At 71.3% G+C, this 17,726-nt stretch carries 16 protein-coding genes; 10 read left to right on the top strand and 6 right to left on the bottom strand.

Annotation, left to right across the window (positions count from 1 at the left end; all coding sequences use genetic code 11):
* Positions 1-16 precede the first annotated feature (16 nt).
* The 5 genes from ACWC2B_RS07555 to ACWC2B_RS07535 all read left to right on the top strand — a co-directional run bounded on the left by ACWC2B_RS07555 (position 17) and on the right by ACWC2B_RS07535 (position 6,003).
* A complete protein-coding gene (locus ACWC2B_RS07555; RefSeq protein ID WP_450715505.1) occupies positions 17-922 on the top strand; it encodes a ribokinase in 906 nt (301 codons plus the stop codon).
* Between the two features lie 450 nt (positions 923-1,372).
* A complete protein-coding gene (locus ACWC2B_RS07550) occupies positions 1,373-2,536 on the top strand; it encodes a low temperature requirement protein A (protein ID WP_450715504.1) in 1,164 nt (387 codons plus the stop codon).
* Positions 2,537-2,665: 129 nt separating this feature from the next.
* On the top strand, positions 2,666-3,856 hold the full coding sequence (locus ACWC2B_RS07545) for an MFS transporter (RefSeq protein WP_450715503.1): 1,191 nt from the start codon (positions 2,666-2,668) through the stop codon (positions 3,854-3,856).
* Between the two features lie 51 nt (positions 3,857-3,907).
* Positions 3,908-4,282 carry a nuclear transport factor 2 family protein gene (locus ACWC2B_RS07540; RefSeq protein ID WP_450715502.1) on the top strand — a complete coding sequence of 125 codons (375 nt, stop codon included), beginning with the start codon at positions 3,908-3,910 and terminating at the stop codon, positions 4,280-4,282.
* Between the two features lie 110 nt (positions 4,283-4,392).
* Positions 4,393-6,003: an FAD-binding oxidoreductase gene (locus ACWC2B_RS07535; protein WP_450715501.1), complete on the top strand. Its 1,611-nt coding sequence runs from the start codon at positions 4,393-4,395 to the stop codon at positions 6,001-6,003.
* A gap of 69 nt (positions 6,004-6,072) precedes the next feature.
* On the opposite strand, the gene ACWC2B_RS07530 is transcribed toward ACWC2B_RS07535, so the two are convergent.
* The 6 genes from ACWC2B_RS07530 to ACWC2B_RS07505 all read right to left on the bottom strand — a co-directional run bounded on the left by ACWC2B_RS07530 (position 6,073) and on the right by ACWC2B_RS07505 (position 10,703).
* Entirely contained in the window at positions 6,073-6,903 is an 831-nt protein-coding gene (locus ACWC2B_RS07530) for an SDR family NAD(P)-dependent oxidoreductase (RefSeq protein WP_450715500.1), read from the bottom strand.
* Between the two features lie 87 nt (positions 6,904-6,990).
* Positions 6,991-7,440 carry a VOC family protein gene (locus tag ACWC2B_RS07525; protein ID WP_450715499.1) on the bottom strand — a complete coding sequence of 150 codons (450 nt, stop codon included), beginning with the start codon at positions 7,438-7,440 and terminating at the stop codon, positions 6,991-6,993.
* Between the two features lie 5 nt (positions 7,441-7,445).
* Positions 7,446-7,817: a nuclear transport factor 2 family protein gene (locus ACWC2B_RS07520; RefSeq protein WP_344379392.1), complete on the bottom strand. Its 372-nt coding sequence runs from the start codon at positions 7,815-7,817 to the stop codon at positions 7,446-7,448.
* Between the two features lie 28 nt (positions 7,818-7,845).
* Positions 7,846-8,646: an ester cyclase gene (locus tag ACWC2B_RS07515; RefSeq protein ID WP_450715498.1), complete on the bottom strand. Its 801-nt coding sequence runs from the start codon at positions 8,644-8,646 to the stop codon at positions 7,846-7,848.
* The gene (locus ACWC2B_RS07510) at positions 8,633-10,261 is read right to left on the bottom strand and encodes a GMC family oxidoreductase (protein WP_450715497.1); all 1,629 of its coding nucleotides are present in this window, start codon (positions 10,259-10,261) and stop codon (positions 8,633-8,635) included. Before ACWC2B_RS07510 ends, ACWC2B_RS07515 begins: the two co-directional genes overlap by 14 nt.
* 28 nt (positions 10,262-10,289) lie before the next feature.
* Positions 10,290-10,703 (bottom strand): nuclear transport factor 2 family protein, encoded by a 414-nt coding sequence (locus ACWC2B_RS07505; RefSeq protein WP_450715496.1) that lies wholly within the window; start codon positions 10,701-10,703, stop codon positions 10,290-10,292.
* A gap of 353 nt (positions 10,704-11,056) precedes the next feature.
* On the opposite strand from ACWC2B_RS07505, the gene ACWC2B_RS07500 reads away from it, so the two are divergent.
* The 5 genes from ACWC2B_RS07500 to ACWC2B_RS07480 are packed head-to-tail and all read left to right on the top strand — an operon-like array spanning position 11,057 to position 17,691.
* Positions 11,057-11,893 carry a type 1 glutamine amidotransferase domain-containing protein gene (locus ACWC2B_RS07500; protein ID WP_450715495.1) on the top strand — a complete coding sequence of 279 codons (837 nt, stop codon included), beginning with the start codon at positions 11,057-11,059 and terminating at the stop codon, positions 11,891-11,893.
* Between the two features lie 47 nt (positions 11,894-11,940).
* Entirely contained in the window at positions 11,941-13,620 is a 1,680-nt protein-coding gene (locus ACWC2B_RS07495; RefSeq protein WP_450715494.1) for a thiamine pyrophosphate-binding protein, read from the top strand.
* A gap of 2 nt (positions 13,621-13,622) precedes the next feature.
* Positions 13,623-14,231 carry a DJ-1/PfpI family protein gene (locus ACWC2B_RS07490; protein WP_450715493.1) on the top strand — a complete coding sequence of 203 codons (609 nt, stop codon included), beginning with the start codon at positions 13,623-13,625 and terminating at the stop codon, positions 14,229-14,231.
* Positions 14,228-16,261 carry an alpha-1,4-glucan--maltose-1-phosphate maltosyltransferase gene (locus ACWC2B_RS07485; RefSeq protein WP_450715492.1) on the top strand — a complete coding sequence of 678 codons (2,034 nt, stop codon included), beginning with the start codon at positions 14,228-14,230 and terminating at the stop codon, positions 16,259-16,261. The genes ACWC2B_RS07490 and ACWC2B_RS07485 overlap by 4 nt, the downstream gene beginning before the upstream one ends.
* Positions 16,258-17,691 carry a maltokinase N-terminal cap-like domain-containing protein gene (locus ACWC2B_RS07480; protein WP_450715491.1) on the top strand — a complete coding sequence of 478 codons (1,434 nt, stop codon included), beginning with the start codon at positions 16,258-16,260 and terminating at the stop codon, positions 17,689-17,691. The genes ACWC2B_RS07485 and ACWC2B_RS07480 overlap by 4 nt, the downstream gene beginning before the upstream one ends.
* Positions 17,692-17,726: the final 35 nt, after the last annotated feature.

The following is a 17,726-nucleotide window of genomic DNA, read 5'->3' as shown; positions in this document are numbered from 1 at the left end:
GAAGGGCGACGATTTCATGCACGACTACGGTCTGCTGGTGGTGGGGTCGGCCAATGCCGATCTGGTGATCGGGGTGGAGCGCAGGCCGGCGCCCGGCGAGACGGTGCTCGGCTCGGACCTCGCCGTCCACCCCGGGGGCAAGGGCGCGAACCAGGCGGTGGCCGCCGCGCGCCTGGGGGCCCGTACGGCCCTGCTGGCCAAGGTGGGCGACGACGATCACGGGCGGCTGCTGCTGGCGTCGCTGTGTGCGGCCGGGGTGGACACCGTGGGCGTGTCGGTGGGCAGGGCGCCCACCGGGGTCGCCCTGATCACCGTCGACCCGTCGGGCGACAACAGCATCGTCGTGTCCCCGGGTGCCAACGCCCGACTGACCCCGGACGACGTCCGCGCCGCCCGGACCCTGTTCGCCCTGGCCCCGGTCGTCTCCGTACAGCTGGAGATCCCCCTGGAGACGGTGGCGGAAGTGGCCCGCTCCCTGGCGCCGGACGCACGCCTGGTCCTGAACCCGTCACCGCCCGCCTCCCTTCCCGTCGAAGTCCTGGCGGCCTGCGACCCGTTGGTCGTCAACGAACACGAGGCGCGGTTCATGCTGGGGGAGTCGGCGGGGGAGGGCCCCGAGGACTGGGCGCGTGCGCTGCTGGCCCTCGGCCCGCGCTCGGTGGTCGTCACCCTGGGCGCGGACGGTGCGCTCGTCGCCTCATCGGACGGGTGTGTACGCGTCCCGAGCCCGAAGGTCGACCCGGTCGACACGACGGGCGCGGGCGACGCGTTCACGGCGGCGCTGGCCTGGCGTCTGGGAGTGGGCGAGGACCTGACGGTGGCGGCGGCGTTCGCGGTACGGGTGGGGGCGGCCGCGGTGACCCGGCGGGGGGCGCAGGAGTCGTACCCGACGGCGGGGGAGCTGCCGGGTGGGGGCCATTAGGAGCAGGCCGGGCTGTGGGCCGGTGTCCCCTAATGGGTGAGCTGGGGAGCGCTACTCGGGGGGTCTGGGTAGCGTCGGAGCAGCTAGAACCCGACACCCTCTACAGAAAGGACATCGTCATGGGAGGTTTGGGAGACCTGCTCGGCGGACTACTCCACGCCGTGCTTGGCATACTCGGCCTGTAAGAGCGCCACCACCACCCGTGTCGCCCCGGTGACAAGCCGGGGCTACACGCTGTGTGCGAGCCCGTCGGCGCGGGCCACCTCGTAACGCCGGCCACCCCCGAGTTCGGACAGCCCCCTCCGCGACTTACCGCAATGCGCTCCCGCGCCGCCCCGTGCCACGGGGCGCCCCTGGAGGGCCGGACACATTTGGCGCTGCAACCAGCATTCCCGTCGGTCGAGGGGAGTAGGTGCAGCGGTGGTCCATCTCGCTGGTCAAGTACGGTCCGTGGAGCCCGGGTTCGTCGATGTGCGGGACCGGGCGACGTGGACGGAACTCTTCTACGATCTGGTGCTCGCCTTCGGGGTGAGCCAGATCGCGCACGTTCTCGCGCAGTGGCCCGGCTGGGCGACGCTGGGCAGTTGTCTGCTCGTTCTGGTGCCGCTCTGGTGGGCCTGGGTCGACGTCGTCATGGCGATGAACGCCGTGCACGAGACCACCATGCAGCGGGTGTTCCTGCTGCTGGCCGGGCTCGCCACGTACGGCATGAGCGTCGCCGCCCCGCACGCCCTGGAGACCCGCTACGAAGCGCTCCTCTACGCCGGGTGCTATCTCGCGCTGCGGCTGCTCATCGGGGAGGCCATCCGGCGCGAGTGCGCCGTCTACACCATTCACCCCTACCGGGCCGGACTCGCCTTCGCTCTCGTTCTGTTCGCCACCGCCGTGCTGCCCCCCGGGCTGCGCACCATCGGCTGGGCCGTCGCCGTGGTCGCGGAACTACTTGCTCCACTCATCCTCAGCGGGCACCTACGACAGCTCGCCTTCGGGGTCAACCATCTGCCCGAGCGGTTCGGGCTCTTCATCATCATCGCGCTCGGCGAGAACGTCGTGTCCGTGGGCGCCTGGGTGGCCGGGCGGCGGCTCGGGCTGCTCGAACTGCTCGCCGTCTCCCTCGCCTTCCTCACCGGGTGCGCCCTGTGGTGGCTCTACTTCCACCTCGTCGCCTCGGCCATCGCCCATGCCCTGCGCACCCATCCCACCCCGTCCGTCGTGGTGCGTGACGTGCTCAGTTACGGCCATCTGGTGCTGGTTCTGGGACTGTTGCTCGTGTCCGTGGGGGCGGATCGCATCGTTGTCGAGCCCGCGCACGTTCCGCACCGGTTCGCCGCCGCTCTGCTGCCCGTCGGCGCCGCGCTCTTCACCCTCACCTTCTGCTACACCCGGCGGCGGATGTTCGGCGCCGCCTCCCTGACCCGGTTCGCCGGGGGGCTCGCCCTGCTCGCGCTCGGCGGGGTCGCGCCCTGGCTCCCGGGACTCGTCACGCTCTCCTCGGCGGCCGCTCTGCTGGTCGCCGTGAACGGCGTCGAGCACTGGCTGATCAGCACGGGGCGGCAGGTCCCGTTGATCTTCCGCGGGGGCCAACAGGCCATGTCGGACGCGCAGTTGACGTAGTACGGGCAGGGACCTCGCAGAGTGTCGCGACGGGTGGGCGCCGGGCGCGAAGGCGAGGGGGCCGGGCCCCTAACGTTCCTGCGTACTCAAGTTCCTCAAGTCTTCCGGCATGGAAAAGGAGGTGGCGTGATGCCGTCCCGCAGTTCGACACCGGCCCTGCTCGCGTTGTCGCTGGGCTATTTCAGTCTGGGGACGATCTCACTTGCAGTGGTCGGTCTCAACGGCCCCATCGGAGACGACCTGCATGTCGCGCCGGCTCGCGTGGGCTTCCTGGTCACCGTCTTCGCGCTCACGTTCGCGCTGTTCGCCCCGGCCGCCCCGATTCTGCTGCGCCGCTGGAACCGCAAGCGGGTGCTCCTGCTCGGCATCGGCCTGCTCACCGTGGGCGCGGCCCTGGGCGCCCTCTCCCCCAACTACGGCTTCCTCGCCGCGACCCGGGTCGTCGGCGCGATGGGCGCGGCCGTCTTCGGACCCGGCGCCTCCGCCGCGGGCTCGCTGATCGTCCCGCCCGAGCGCAGGCAGCGCGCGCTCGCCACGGTGTTCGCCGGAATGACGGCGGCCGCGGTGCTCGGCGTGCCGCTCGCCTCGTTCCTCGGCGGCAGCCTCGGCTGGCGCCCTGCGATGCTCGGTGTGGCCGCACTGTCGGCACTCGGGTGTCTGCTCGTCGCGGTGTACGTGCCGGAGATCCCCTCCGGCGAGCCGCCCACGGTCAAGGCCTACCGCGACACCCTGCGCACCCCCGCCGCGCTCTCGACCGTCTCGACGACGCTGCTGTTCATGGCGGCCCAGTTCACGGTCTACGGCATCGCGGGCGCCTATCTCAAGGACCGCTTCGACGCCTCCTCCGGGCTGATCTCGGTCACCCTGCTCGCGTTCGGCGTCATCGGAGTCCTCGGCAACGCCTCGTCGCCCAGGATCGCCGAGAAGCTCGGCGGCTCGCGCACCATCACCATCGCGGTCGCCGGGCTCGCCGCCGGATTCGTACTGCTCCTGGTGGCCCCGCACTCCGAGCCCGGCCTCGTGCTCTTCGCGATCTGGGCGTTCTTCAGCCAGATGTACCAGGCACCCCAGCAGGCCCGCCTCGTGGACCTGCTGCCCACCCAGCCCGGACTCATCCTGGCCATGAACGCGGCCGCCCTCTACCTCGGCATGAGCCTGGGCAGCTTCATCGGCAGCGCCCTGCTGCCCGGCCTGGGCGCGGGCCCCATCCCGGCCGTCGCCCTCGTCATCCTCGCCGTGGCCGCCCTCGCGCACGCCTCGTCGGCCCGCAAGGTCACGCTGGCCGAGCAGCCGGCCACCACGCCGGTCCCCAGCGCGTAACGGCCCACCCGCACCACACCTCGTAACAGGCAGAAACAACAAGGAGACATCGTGTCCAACCACCACGTGCAGCTCGTGCGCGACTACATGGAGAACATCTGGAACGAGGGGCAGACCGACCGGGCCGACGAGTACCTGGCCGAGCGGCTCATCCAGCACAACCCGAACCTGCCCGACGGCCGCAAGCCGCTCGTCGAGTTCATCGAGGGCTTCCGCAAGCAGCTGCCCGAGGCCCGGTTCGAGATCCGCCGGATCGCCGGCGACGACGGCCTGGTCTTCGCGCACTCCCACTTCCGGCCGCAGCCGGGTCACCGCGGCATGGTCGTCGTCGACGTGTTCCGCATCGACGACGGCCGGATCGTGGAGCACTGGGACGTCCGCGAGGACGTGCCGGAGACCACGGTCAGTGGTCACGACGTCTACTGAGCCACACCCGCTCCCCCCGCTGCCGTTCCCCGAAGCCCTCGCTTCGGGGAGCGGCAGCTCTCATTTCACCTGCCCCACCCGCCTGTTGAACCCTGTTGAAGGAGACCACCATGGCTGGAGTGACCCGCCGGGGATTCCTCGGCACCGCCTCGGGAGTCGGCGGCGCCGCCATGCTCGGCATCACCGCGGCCGGCCCGGCCCGCGCCGCGACCGGCACCGCGGACACGACGAGCACGACCGTCGCCGCCCTGACCGTCACCCCCGACGACCCCCGCTATCTGGACCTCACGGCCCGCGGCTACAACGCCAGATTCGCCGCCAAGCCCGATTCCGTACGCCTGGTGCACTCCACTGACCAGGTGGTGCAGGCCGTACAGGAGGCGGTCTCCGGCGGCAGGAGAATCGCGGTCCGCGGCGGCGGACACTGCCTCGACGGCCTCGTCGACGACCCCGACGTGCGGATACTCGTCGACATGTCCGAGATGAGCGCCATCACCTACGACTCGGCGCGCCGCGCCTTCGCCGTGGAGGCCGGCGCCCTGCTCGGCCATGTCTACCGCACCCTCTATCTGGAGTGGGGCGTCACCATACCCGGCGGCACCTGCCCCACCGTCGGCGTCGGCGGCCATGTCAGCGGCGGTGGGTACGGGGCGATGTGCCGCCAGTACGGCGCGGTCGTGGACCACCTGTACGCGGTGGAAGTGGTGTACGTCGACGCCCTGGGTATCGCACGCTGTGTGGTCGCGACCCGGGACACCACCGACCCCAACCGCGAACTGTGGTGGGCGCACACAGGTGGCGGCGGCGGGAACTTCGGCATCGTGACCCGGTACTGGTTCCGCTCCCCGGACGCCACCGGCACCACCCCCGCGAGCCTGCTCCCCAAGCCGCCGCACACCCTGCTCAAGACCACCGCGAGCTGGAAGTGGACCGACCTCACCGAGGCCGACTTCGACCGCCTGGTGCGCAACCACAACAACTGGCACCACGCGAACAACACCGTCGGCACCCCGTACGACAGCCTCAACAGCGTGTTCATCCTCAACAACTACGCGCAGGGTGCCCTGGTGCTCAGCGCCCAGATCGACGGATCGCTCTCCAACTCGTCCGATTTGATGGGCAGTTACATCGCCGCGGTCGCCGAAGGGGTGGCCGCGCCGCACAACACGGCCACCTCCAGCTGGCCCTGGCTGAAGGCCACCCTCAAGGACCCGTACGACACCGGCGTGTTCAACCGGGGCAAGTTCAAGGGCGCCTATCTCCGCGAGAGCTGGTCCGACGCGCAGCTCGCCGTGCTCTGGCGCAACCTCTCCGACAGGACCTACGACGGCCACGCGGGCATCCTGCTCTACACCTACGGCGGCCAGGTCAACACAGTCGCCCCCGGCGCCACCGCGCTCGCGCAGCGCGACTCGATGCTGAAGGCCAACTTCACCACGTACTGGAGCGACCCCGGCCAGGACGCCCGGCACATCGCCTGGATGCGCAACCTGTACCGGGACATGTACGCCGACACCGGCGGGGTGCCGCTGCCCGACGGGCCCGCCGACGGCAGTTACATCAACTACCCGGACGTCGACCTCACCGACCCGGCCTGGAACACCTCGGGCGTGCCCTGGCAGACCCTGTACTGGAAGGGCAACTACCCCCGGCTCCAGAAGGTCAAGAAGACCTGGGACCCGAAGAACGTCTTCCATCACGCCTTGTCGATTACCGCCTGACCCGTCCCGTACGACGTGAAGCGCCCCGCCCCGGGACCCGGGACGGGGCACTTCACCTACGGGGGAAGATCAGGTCAGGGCGGGCAGCGCGACCCCCGTCAGGGACTCGCTCAGTTCGCGCAGCCGGGCGCGGGCCGCCGGGTCGTAGGCCTGGGCGCCGGCCCGCGAGCGGCGGTCGCGGTCGAAGTACTCGCCGGTGACCTCCGCGAGCGCGGGGTCGGTCACGAGCCGCGCCACGTTGCGCATGCCCTCGGCGACCGTGCTCTGCGGCGTGAACAGGTGCACCACCATCTTGGTCGGCATGTACGAGGCCGGGTGCAGCGCGTTGACCGTGACACCCGTACCGGCCAGCTGCTCGGCGAGGTCCACCGTCAGGCTGATCTGCGCCAGCTTCGCCTGGCAGTACGCCTGCACCCCGTCCCAGCGGCGCTCCAGCATGACGTCGCCGAAGTCGATGGGGGCCTGCCCGGCCGAGCTGACGTTGATGATGCGGGCCGGCGCGGAGCGTACGAGCAGCGGGGCGAGGCGGCAGCTGAGCATGTAGGCCGCCAAGTAGTCGACCTGGAAGGTGAGTTCAAGGCCGTCCTGGCTCTCCTGGCGGGCCAGCTCCACGCCGATGCCGGCGTTGTTCACCAGGACGTCGAGCCGGTCGTGCCGGTCGGTGATCCGGTCGGCGAGGGCGCCGATGTCCTTGAGTGAGGAGAAGTCGGCGAGCTCGTAGGAGATGTTCTCGTTGCCGGTCTTCTCGCGCAGCTCGGCGAGGAGCTCCTGGCCCTTGCGGGCGCTGCGGCCGTGCAGGATCAACGCGTGGCCCTGGGAGGCCAGTTCATGGGCGAGGGCCCGGCCGAGGCCGTCGGTCGCACCGGTGATGAGGACGGTCTGCTCGGTGACAGCGGTCATGCGGTTTCACTCCGTGGGATGTCGGATGGTGCCCATGGGGGCACGGCCGGTCGAGTGACCGGCCGTGCCCCGAGCGATCGTGCGGGTTCACGCGTACGTCCGCAGTTCCTCGGCGGACTGGTCGGTGTAGCCCTGGCTCACCTCGATGACCAGGCCGTCGGGGTCGGAGACCCAGACGGTCTTCCAGCCGGGGATGAACTCGTCGAAGGTGAGCGGGCCGAGCGTGACCTCCAGTTCGCCGTCCGCCGCCGCGAGGAACGCGTCGACGTCGTCGACCTGGAAGGCCAGGTGCCGGGCCGCGCCCGGGTTGTCGGGCCCGTCCTTCACGGTGTCGAAGGCGGGCGCCGCGTCGGTGGGGAAGAGCTCCAGGTAGACCGGGCCGCTGCGCAGGAACACCACGCGGCTGCCGTCGGCCTCGACGACGCGGGCCCGGCTGAAGCCGAACCAGCGGCTGTAGAACTCCTCCGTGGCCTTCTGGTCACGGCAGTTGAGGCCCACATGGGCCCAGCGGACGTTCACGTCGGCGGGTGCGGACACGGGCGTCACGCTCCCGTGACGGCCGCGAACGGCACGCTGTCGTGGAAGTTGGACATGTACTGGATCAGGCCGGACGAGATCCGGAAGTAGTTGCAGACCTCCGCCTCGACGGTGTCGCCGCCGGTGGTGACGGCGGAGATGTGCGAGACCACCGCGGCCTGTTCGCCGTCCACCACGATGTGCACCGGGGTGTTGGAGAACGACGCGTACATCTCGGGGAAGCCCTTCATCATCTCCCTGAGAGTCTCACGTCCCTCGACGTGTCCGGCAAGCTGCTCGTCCATCGTCTGGTCGACGGCGAACAGGTCGCACCAGGCGTCCCACTCACCGGAGTTGGCGAGCCGGTAGTACGTGTCGACGATCTCTCGCGTGTTCATGGGTGATCCCTCCTGGGTCGGCGCGTACTTACGGGAGCGGCACGTCGAGCTGGCGCTTCAGGCCGGCGGTGTCGGCCTGCACCCAGCGCTCCACCACCTTGAAGTTCTCCAGGCGGTAGACCTCCAGGCTGGTCCACGACACCTCCTTGCCGCTGGCCTCCATGCCGAAGAACGGCGCGATGTGCTTGCCGTGGAAGGTGATGTGCATGATCACCTTGTCGGGCGCCGCCGCGTACAGGGCATCCAGGGTGACCTTGAAGTCCAGCGCGTCGTGGGCGGCCTTGATGATGCCCTTGAGCTCGTCCAGGCTCCGCACGTCCCACGCCGGGTTGTTGTCCTTGAACGTGGGGCCGAACAGGTCGTCGAGGTCGTCGTAGCGGCGCTCGTTGACGGCGTCGCTGACCTTCTGCACGACGGCGACGTTCTCCTCGTCGGGCGACAACTGGCCGCGCAGGCCCAGGAGATCGTCCTCGGCCCAGCGCTCCACGAGGCGGCCGTCCTGGATCCGCCAGATCTCGGTGGTGGTCCACTCCACCTTGCGGCCGGTCGCGGGGAAGCCGAGCACGGTGTCCTGGTGGGCGCCCGTGAGGCGCACCCGGGTGATCAGCTTGCTGCCGGACTCGATCGACTCCAGGAGCTCGCCCTTGATCGCGAGCGTGCGGTGGGCGCCGCGCAGGGCGTCGAGATAGGACTCAAGCCCCTTGATGTCGAAGCCGGGGTGGTGGTCCTCGAAGTCGGCGCCGATCACGCGGCCGATCTCGGCGTAGTCCTCGGTGTTGAGCGCGGTGAGGAACCGCTCGTACAGCCGGAGGTGGTCAGACGTGGGCATGGGGATTCCCCTCGGTCCTAAGTGACGGTTGAAGGAAGGACTTCTGGATGAGACCGGCCGCCTTCTCGCCGATCATCACGCTCGGTGCGTTGGTGTTCCCTGCGACGATCGTCGGCATGACGGAGGCGTCGGCGACCCGCAGGCCGTCGATGCCGTGCACCCGCAGCTCGGCGTCGGTGACCGCGTCGGGCCCGGTGCCCATGCGGCAGGTGCCGACCGGATGCCACAGGGTGGTCGCGTGGGCGGCGACGTAGCCGCGCAGCGCGCGCGGGTCCCTCACGTGCTCGCCCGGGCCCAGCTCCTCGCCGCGGAACGGGCCGAACGCCGAGGTGTGCGCGAGTTCCCTGGCCAGCAGGATGCCGTGCACCAGCACATCCGTATCGGCCGCCGATGCGAGGTAGTTGGCGCGCACGACCGCGTTGGCCGTCGGGTCGGCGCTGCGCAGCCGGAGCCGGCCGCGGCTCTGCGGAAGGAGCGAGATCGGCGCGAACGTGAAGCCGGGGCCCTGCTGGTGCGCGGCCGGCGCGTCGGGCGCCAGGAATTTGATGGGCCCGAACGTGAACTGGAGGTCGGGCGGCTCGCCGGGACCCGCGTCCTTGGTGTGGGTGAAGAGCCCGGCCTCGGAGAGCAGCGCGCCCTCGGGGTGCTCCTGGAGCGACTGGAAGCACACCGGCACGAACAGGTGGTCCTGGAGGTTGCCGCCGACGCCGGGCAGGTTCTGCACGCAGTCGATGCCGTGTGAGCGCAGGTGCGCGGCCGGGCCGATCCCCGACAGCATGAGCAGTTTCGGGGACTCGAAGGCGCCCGCCGACACCACGACCTCCTGCTCGGCGACGGCTCGGTGCAGCTGCCCGTCCTGCTCGTACTCGACGCCTGTGACCCGGGTGCCGTCCAGGAGCAGCCGGGTGGCCCGGGCCCGCACCTCGACGGTCAGGTTGGGCCGCTTCAGCGCCGGACGCAGATAGCCGTCCGCCGCGGAGGAACGCGCTCCGGCGTCGTCCCGGGTTGTCTGGTAGAGGAAGCCGAAGCCGTCCTGCCGCTCGGCGTTGTAGTCCAACTCGGCGGATTTGTAACCGAGTTCGGCCGCGCCCGCCACGAACGCCTCGGCGAGCGGGGTGGGGTCGTCGAGGTCGCGCACCCGGACCGGGCCGCCGCTGCCGCGCAGGTCCGAGCCGCCGCCCGAGTAGTCCTCGGAGCGCCGGAAGTACGGCAGGACGTCGTCGTAGGACCAGCCGGGGTTGCCGAGCGCCGCCCAGCGGTCGTAGTCGTGACGGCTGCCGCGCACCCACATCAGCGCGTTCACCGAGCTGCAGCCGCCGGCGACCTTGCCCCGGGCGACCGGGATCCGGCGGCCGTCCAGGGCGGGTTCGGGCTCGGTGGCGTACCCCCAGTCGATCTCGGGGCTCCACTCGGAGGTGAGCAGCGCGAGCACGGCGGCCGCGTCCGTGCGGTGGATCTCCGGGCGCTCGTCCCAGCCGCCCGCCTCCAGGACGAGCACGGCCGTGTTCTCGTCCTCGCTGAGCCGGCTCGCCACGGCGCAGCCGGCCGACCCGGCGCCGACCACGATGTAGTCGAAGGCGCGGGCCGCTGAATTGCCCGTGGAACGGGGCGACATGGAACCTCCTGGATCGGGGTGGTCGCGGTCAGGCCGGGTTGAGGTCGCCGACGCGGTAGCCGGAGATGAGCGGCCGACCGGTGCCGGCCTCGCGGACGAGGCGCCAGGTCTGGCCGATGCGGAACGAGCTGACGGAGCCGTCGGAGGTCTGCTTGGCCGTCCACACGACGGTCAGCGAGATGTCGACGCCCGTGTTGTCCTCGGAGACGTCCAGGCGCTCGACCACATGGCTCTGGTCGGTGAAGGCCTCGCCGACCACCTCGTACCACTCGCGGAAGTCGGCGTGGCTGCGCAGGGTGCGCTCGGGGAAGGCCATCTCCAGGCCGTCGTCGACGATGTGGGCGAGGAGTTCCTCGACGGGCTCGTGGCTGCTGAGAATGTCGAACCAGTGCTGGACGAACGCGGCGATGCCCGTGCCGGGCGCGGTCTTCTCGGCCGTCATGGCTGACTCCCTTCAGTGCGCGGGCCCGGGGCCCGCGGCACGACTCGGCGCGGCACCCGGGGCGCGGTGCCGCCCACCGATTCCGGCACAGCCCCGAGCCGTCGCGCACGGCCCGTCCGGCGGCCGGTACACACTGCGTGAAGTCGTCGTACGGGCTGCGGCAACTCGACTCGCGCATAGGGAAGTTGAGCCACCACACCCCCTGTGGCCTGGGCCTGAGCGCGACATGCCGTAGTCCGCCCACCCACTTGTGGATGTCCGCGCCCCGGGCCGTCAAGGGCTGGTCCCGGCCGACAGCGCGGATCTAGACAGGACCCCGGCACCACGTGGAACCCCCAAGGAGAGGAACTCCCGTGAGCAAGCGCATCCTCGTCGTCCTGTCCGAATACGGCTACTGGGGCGAGGAGCTGATCGGCCCCCTGGAGACGTTCGACAAGGCCGGCTATCACGTCAGCTTCGCTACCCCGACCGGCAAGCGCGCCCCCGCCCTGCCGCCGAGCATGGACCCCGACTACATCGACCCGCCGCTCGGCCGCTCGGTCACCACACCCCAGATGGCCGCCAAGGTCAGGGCCATCGACACCTCCGACCGCCTCGACGACCCGCTGGACCTGTCGTCCTGGCTGCCCGACCGCCCCTACCGCAGCAAGCCGTACTTCCTGCGCGACTGGGAGGCGTACAACACCCGCCTGGAGCAGGTCCGCGAGCAGATCGCGGGGCGCTACGACGCGCTGCTCATCGTCGGCGGCAGCGGCCCCATCGTCGACCTCGCCAACAACTGGCGGGTGCACGACCTGATCCTCGCCTTCCACGCGCTCGACCTGCCGATCGCGGCCGAGTGCTACGGCGTCGCGGCCCTCGCCTTCGCCCGCGACCAGGAGGACCGCACCAGCATCATCCGGGGCAAGCACGTCACCGGGCACTGCATCGAGTACGACTACAAGGACGGCACCGGGTTCATGGGCACCGACTTCGTGATCGGCCCGCCGCCGTACCCGCTGGAGTACATCCTGCGCGACGCGACCGCGCCCGACGGGGCTTACCACGGCAACTTCGGCAAGGAGACGTCGGTCATCGTCGACTACCCGTTCATCACCGGGCGGTCCACCCCCGACTCCTACCTCACCGGACAGAAGGTCGTCGAGGTCCTGGAGCAGGGTCTGCGCCAGTGGGGCTTCCTCACCAACTGACCTGATCCGTACGGCAGTTACCGTTCCGCACGAGAGGTGAGCACACCATGGTCAGCAGGCCCGCGCGGGTCGCGATGCTCGAACAGCTGCAGGCCGACGGGGTCCGGTACATGTTCGGCAACCCCGGCACGGTCGAGCAGGGATTCCTCGACGAACTGCGCCACTTCCCCTCACTGGAGTACGTCCTCGCACTGCAGGAGGCCGTCGCCGTCGGCATGGCGGACGGTTACGCGCGGGCCACCCGCCGCCCCACCGTCGTCCAGCTCCACACCGGAGTGGGCCTCGGCAACGGCGTCGGAATGCTCTACCAGGCCAAACGGGGACACGCCCCGCTCGTGGTGATCGCCGGCGAGGCCGGTCTGCGCTACGAGAACATGGAAGCGCAGATGGCCGCCGACCTGGTGGCCATGGCCGAGCCGGTCACCAAGTGGGCCACCCGCGTCGTGGACCCCGAGTCCACGCTGCGGACCCTGCGCCGCGCCTTCAAGGTGGCCGGCACGCCCCCGTACGGCCCGGTGCTCGTGGTGCTGCCCGCCGATGTCATGGACCGGCCCACCACCGAGGAGGCCGTGCCGGTCACCTACCTCGACACCGCGAGCACCCCCGACCCCGAGGCGCTCGGCAGGGCGGCCTCGCTGCTCGCCGGTGCCGAGCGTCCGATCGTCGTCGCCGGGGACGGGGTGCACTTCTCCGGCGCGCATCAGGAGCTCGCCCGGCTCGCCCAGACGTGGGGCGCGGAGGTGTGGGGCGCCGACTGGTCGGAGGTCAATCTGTCGGTGGAACACCCGGCGTACGCAGGGCAGTTGGGCCACATGTTCGGCGAGAACAGCCGCCGGGTGACAGCGGCCGCCGACGCCGTCCTCATCGTCGGCACGTACGCGCTGCCCGAGGTGTATCCCGCCCTCGACGGGGTCTTCGCGCCCGGCGCCCCGGTCGTGCACATCGACCTGGACACCGACGCCATCGCCAAGAACTTCCCCGTGGACCTCGGTCTCGTCGCCGACCCGAAGCGCACCCTGGCCGCGCTCGCCGACGCGCTGGAAGCCCGGATGAGCCCCGAGAGCCGGCGGCGCGCCGAGGAGTGGCTGAAACGCCGGGTCGCCGAGCGGTCCTACGAACTCGCCGCGAACCAGCAGAAGAACGAGGCCGCGCTCGACCCGCTGGCCCTGCCCACCACCGCCTTCGCCCAGGAACTGGCCCGCCAGCTCCCCGAGGACGCGATCCTCTTCGACGAGGCGCTGACGGCGTCGCCCGACCTCTTCCGCCATCTGCCGCCCACCCGGCCCGGCCACTGGTTCCAGACCCGCGGCGGCTCCCTCGGCGTCGGCATCCCGGGCGCGATCGGCGCCCAACTCGCCCACCCCGACAAGACAGTTGTGGGATTCACCGGCGACGGCGGCTCGATGTACACCATCCAGGCGCTGTGGACGGCGGCCCGCTACGGCATCGGCGCCAAGTTCGTCATCTGCAACAACGGCAGCTACAAGCTTCTGGAGGACAACATCGAGCAGTACTGGCGCTCGGTGGACGTCCCCGCCCACGACCACCCCGAGATCTTCGACCTGAGCCGGCCCGCCATCGACTTCACGTCCCTGGCCAAGTCCCTGGGCGTACCGGCCGTACGCGTCGACAAGCCCGGCCAGGCCGGGGCGGCCGTCGCCGAGGCGCTCGGAACTCCGGGACCGTTTCTCATCGACCTGGTCACCGGCCGGGGGAGGGAGGAGTAGCCGTGCGGCTCACCGGCCACAAGATCGCCGTCCTGATGGAGAGCGACTTCTACGAACCGGAGATCCTCTACTACCAGCACCGCTTCCCCGAGGAAGGCGCCGAAGTGCACTTCCTGACCCGGCTGTGGGGCCAGGACAAGATGACCTTCACCGGACACGAGCACCGGATGCCGTTCGAGGTGGACCGCTCCTTCGAGGACATCGACGAGTTCGCGCTCAAGGAGTTCTCCGCCGTGATCGTGCCCTCCGGCATGGTCTCCGACCGGCTGCGCTACACCGAGGACCCCGACCGGCTGCCGCCCGCCTCCACGTTCCTGCGCCGGGCGTTCAACGACCCGGCGATCGTCAAGGGCATCATCTGCCACGGCATGTGGCTCGCCGCCCCCGTCCCCTCGCTTGTGCGTGGGCGGCGTGCGGTCGTCCACAACAACCTGCTCGGCGACCTGCGCAACATGGGGGGCGAGTACGTCGACCAGGACGTGGTGGTCCACGACGACCTGGTCACCGCGCGGACCGGCGCCCACTGCCACCTGTTCGCCCGGACCATCATCGACCTCCTCGCGGACCGGGAGCGCCCGGCCTGCAGGGCCACCGTGAGGAGTGCGCGATGACCTCCATGACCTCCGCACGCGCCGCCACCCCGGCCGCTCCCCGGGGCGCCCGCATCCCGGTCCTCGACGTCACCCCGCGGGTGCGCGGCGGCGAGGTGCCCGCCAAGGCGGTGGCCGGGGAGAGCGTGACCATCGGCGCCACCGTGTTCCGCGAGGGCAGCGGCAAGGTCGGCGCCGACGTGGTCCTGCGCGACCCGGCCGGACGGCCCGGCCCGTGGACGCCGATGGTGCTCGTCGACGCCGACGCCGACCGCTGGGAGGCGACCGTCGTCCTGGAGACCACCGGGCTCTGGACGTACACCGTGGAGGCCTGGGCCGACCCCGTCGGCACCTGGCGCCGCGACGCACAGCTGAAGATTCCCGCCGGGGTCGACGTGGAGCTCACGCTCGCCGAGGGGGCGCTGCTGCACGAGCGGGCCGCCCTCGCGATCCCGGACACAGACCGCCGGGAGGCGGTGACAGCGGCGGCAGGGGCGCTCCGCGACGAAGCGAGCCCCGCCCCCCGTCGGCTCGCCGCGACCACCGATCCGAAGGTGATCGCCGCGCTGGACGCCCGTCCGCTGCGTGAACTGGTCACCGCCTCCCGGCCGCTGCACCTCCTCGTCGAGCGCCGGCGCGCCCTCGTCGGCTCCTGGTACGAACTGTTCCCGCGCTCCGAGGGAGCGGTGCTCACCCCGGGGCAGGCGCCGGTCAGCGGCACGTTCAACACCGCCGCCGAGCGCCTGCCGGCGGTGGCCGCGATGGGCTTCGACGTGGTGTACCTGCCGCCCATCCACCCCATCGGCCGCAGCCACCGCAAGGGCCCGGACAACACGCTCACGGCGGGCCCCGACGACGTGGGCTCGCCCTGGGCGATCGGTTCGGCCGACGGCGGACACGACGCGATCCACCCGGCCCTCGGCACCCTCGACGACTTCCGCCAATTCGTCGCCAGGGCAAGGGAGTTGGGCCTGGAGGTGGCCCTGGACTTCGCGCTCCAGTGCTCGCCCGACCACCCCTGGCTCACCGAGCACCCCGAGTGGTTCACCCACCGCGCGGACGGCACCGTCGCCTCCGCCGAGAACCCGCCGAAGAAGTACGAGGACATCCACCCCCTCGACTTCGACACGGACTTCGAGGGCCTGGTCGCCGAGACCCTAAGGATCCTGCGCCACTGGATCGCCCAGGGCGTCCGCATCTTCCGCGTCGACAACCCGCACACCAAACCGGTCGCCTTCTGGGAGCGCGTCATCGGCGCCGTCAATGCCACCGACCCCGACGTGGTCTTCCTCGCCGAGGCGTTCACCCGCCGCGCGATGGTCCACGCACTCGCGCAGGCCGGCTTCCAGCAGTCGTACACCTACTTCACCTGGAAGAACACCAAGGACGAACTGACCGAGTACGGCACCGAACTCGCCCAGGACAGCGCCGACTTCCTGCGCCCCAACCTGTTCGTCAACACCCCCGACATCCTGCACGCCTACCTCCAGAACGGAGGACGGTCCGCCTTCGAGGCGCGCGCGGTGCTCGCCGCGACCCTCGCGCCGACCTGGGGCGTGTACGCGGGCTACGAGCTGTGCGAGGGCGAGGCGCTCGCGGTGGGCACCGAGGACTACGCCCGCTCCGAGAAGTACGAGCTGCGCCCACGCGACTGGGCCGCCGCCGAGGCCGAGGGCCGCACCATCGCCCCGCTGATCACCCGCCTCAACGAGCTGCGCCGCGCCCACCCCGCCCTCCAGGAACTCAAGAACCTGCGCTTCCACCCCACCGACCACGACCAAGTACTCGCGTATTCCAAGCAGTTGAGGGCGCCGGACGGTACGACCGACACCGTCCTCGCGGTCGTCAACCTCGACCCGCACCACGCGAGCGAGGCCACCGTCTCCTTCGACCTCGCGGCCCTCGGCCTGCCCGACGACGGCTCCCTCAAGGTGCGCGACGAACTCACCGGCGAACTCCACACCTGGCACCCGCACACCTACGTACGCCTGGAGCCGTCGCACACGCCCGCCCACCTGCTCACCCCGCTCACCGACGGGCCGACGCCATGAGCGTCACCGCCACCGAGCCGGGCATCCTCACCCCGCTGCTGCCCGCCCTCGAACCCTGGCTCACCACCCGCCGCTGGTTCGCGGGCGGCGGCGGGCCGCTCGCCGAACTGATCCCGGTCGCCGTCACCGTCGTACGGGAACAGTCCCCGGCGCTGGTCCACGCCGTGCTGCGAGCCCGCCACACCGACGGCCCCGAGCGGCTCTACCAGCTCCTCCTCGGCCTGCGCCCGGACCTCCCGGCCCGCCTCGCCCCGGCCGCCATCGCCGAGGTGCCGGACGGGCCCTGGCGGGGCTGGACGCTGTACGAGGGCGTCGAGGACCCGGCGCTCCTCGGGGTGCTCCTGCGCACCCTCGCCGTCCGCGACCGGACCGGCGGGCCGCGCCTGGAACGCACCTCCGCGCTGCCCCTGCCGGTCGGCCTCATACCCCGGGCACTGACCGCCGAGCAGAGCAACAGCACGGTGGCGTACGGCGACCGGCTGCTGCTCAAGCTCTACCGACGGCCGGAACCGGGCCCGCACGCCGAGATCGAAACCCTGCGCGCCCTCACCGGACAGCGCTGCACCCGCACCCCCCGCCTGCACGGCGCGCTGCACACCGACGAGCCGGGCGGCGAGGGACTGGTGCTCGGGCTGCTCGAAGACTTCCTGCCCGCCGAGGCCGACGGCTGGGAGAGCGCCGTGCGGCACGCCGCCGACCACATCGAGGGCAGCTGCCGCACCATCCCCGCGACCGGCGGCTTCACCGCGCACGCCCGCACCCTCGGCCAGGCCGTCGCCGAGGTCCACACCGCGCTCGCCGAGGCGTTCCCCCGCCATCTGCTGGAGCCGGGCGAGGTGGCCGACGACGCCGCGGGCATGAAGCGCCGCTTGGCGGAAGCGACCGAGGAGGTGCCCGCGCTCGCCCGCTACCGCACCGCGCTGGGCGGCCTGTACGAGGACTACGCGGCGATGGCCGCACGCGGCTGCCCGATGCTCGCCCAACGCACGCACGGAGACCTGCATTTGGGGCAGGCGCTGCGCACCGCCGACGGCTGGCGGATCATCGACTTCGAGGGCCAGCCCGCCACCCCCGCCGCCGAACGGAGCCGGCCGCAGTCCGCGCTGCGCGACGTCGCCTCCATGCTGCGCTCCTTCGACTACGCGGCCCGCACCGCGCTCGCCGACGTGCGGGAACGGTCCGCCGACACGGGGCCGGGACCCCGCCTTCGGCGCACCCGGCGCGCGCAGGCCTGGGCCGTCCGCAACCGGCGCGCCTTCTGCGACGGCTACCGCGACGCGGGCGGCGCCGACCCCTACTGCCGGCCCGTGCCGCTGCGCGCCTTCGAGGCCGACAAGGCGGTGTACGAGGCCGTCTACGAGGCACGGCACCGCCCGGCCCTGCTGCCCGTCCCACTGGCCGCGCTCCACCGGCTCGCAGGCCCCCGCTGAACCCGAGTGCCGCATGCGCCGTCACACGGCTCACA

Source organism: Streptomyces sp. NPDC001415 (assembly GCF_053597395.1).
Note: the sequence above shows the minus strand (reverse complement) of the source record. Positions and strands in the feature narration are given on the sequence as shown.

What these genes read in the sequence shown, in the direction of transcription:
- ACWC2B_RS07485 (WP_450715492.1), top strand. Translation starts at nt 14,228, where the DNA reads ATGACCTCCATGACCTCCGCACGCGCCGCCACCCCGGCCGCTCCCCGG.
- ACWC2B_RS07505 (WP_450715496.1), bottom strand. Translation starts at nt 10,703, where the DNA reads ATGACGGCCGAGAAGACCGCGCCCGGCACGGGCATCGCCGCGTTCGTC.
- ACWC2B_RS07555 (WP_450715505.1), top strand. Translation starts at nt 17, where the DNA reads ATGCACGACTACGGTCTGCTGGTGGTGGGGTCGGCCAATGCCGATCTG.
- ACWC2B_RS07495 (WP_450715494.1), top strand. Translation starts at nt 11,941, where the DNA reads ATGGTCAGCAGGCCCGCGCGGGTCGCGATGCTCGAACAGCTGCAGGCC.
- ACWC2B_RS07535 (WP_450715501.1), top strand. Translation starts at nt 4,393, where the DNA reads ATGGCTGGAGTGACCCGCCGGGGATTCCTCGGCACCGCCTCGGGAGTC.
- ACWC2B_RS07515 (WP_450715498.1), bottom strand. Translation starts at nt 8,646, where the DNA reads ATGCCCACGTCTGACCACCTCCGGCTGTACGAGCGGTTCCTCACCGCG.
- ACWC2B_RS07530 (WP_450715500.1), bottom strand. Translation starts at nt 6,903, where the DNA reads ATGACCGCTGTCACCGAGCAGACCGTCCTCATCACCGGTGCGACCGAC.
- ACWC2B_RS07520 (WP_344379392.1), bottom strand. Translation starts at nt 7,817, where the DNA reads ATGAACACGCGAGAGATCGTCGACACGTACTACCGGCTCGCCAACTCC.
- ACWC2B_RS07510 (WP_450715497.1), bottom strand. Translation starts at nt 10,261, where the DNA reads ATGTCGCCCCGTTCCACGGGCAATTCAGCGGCCCGCGCCTTCGACTAC.
- ACWC2B_RS07545 (WP_450715503.1), top strand. Translation starts at nt 2,666, where the DNA reads ATGCCGTCCCGCAGTTCGACACCGGCCCTGCTCGCGTTGTCGCTGGGC.
- ACWC2B_RS07480 (WP_450715491.1), top strand. Translation starts at nt 16,258, where the DNA reads ATGAGCGTCACCGCCACCGAGCCGGGCATCCTCACCCCGCTGCTGCCC.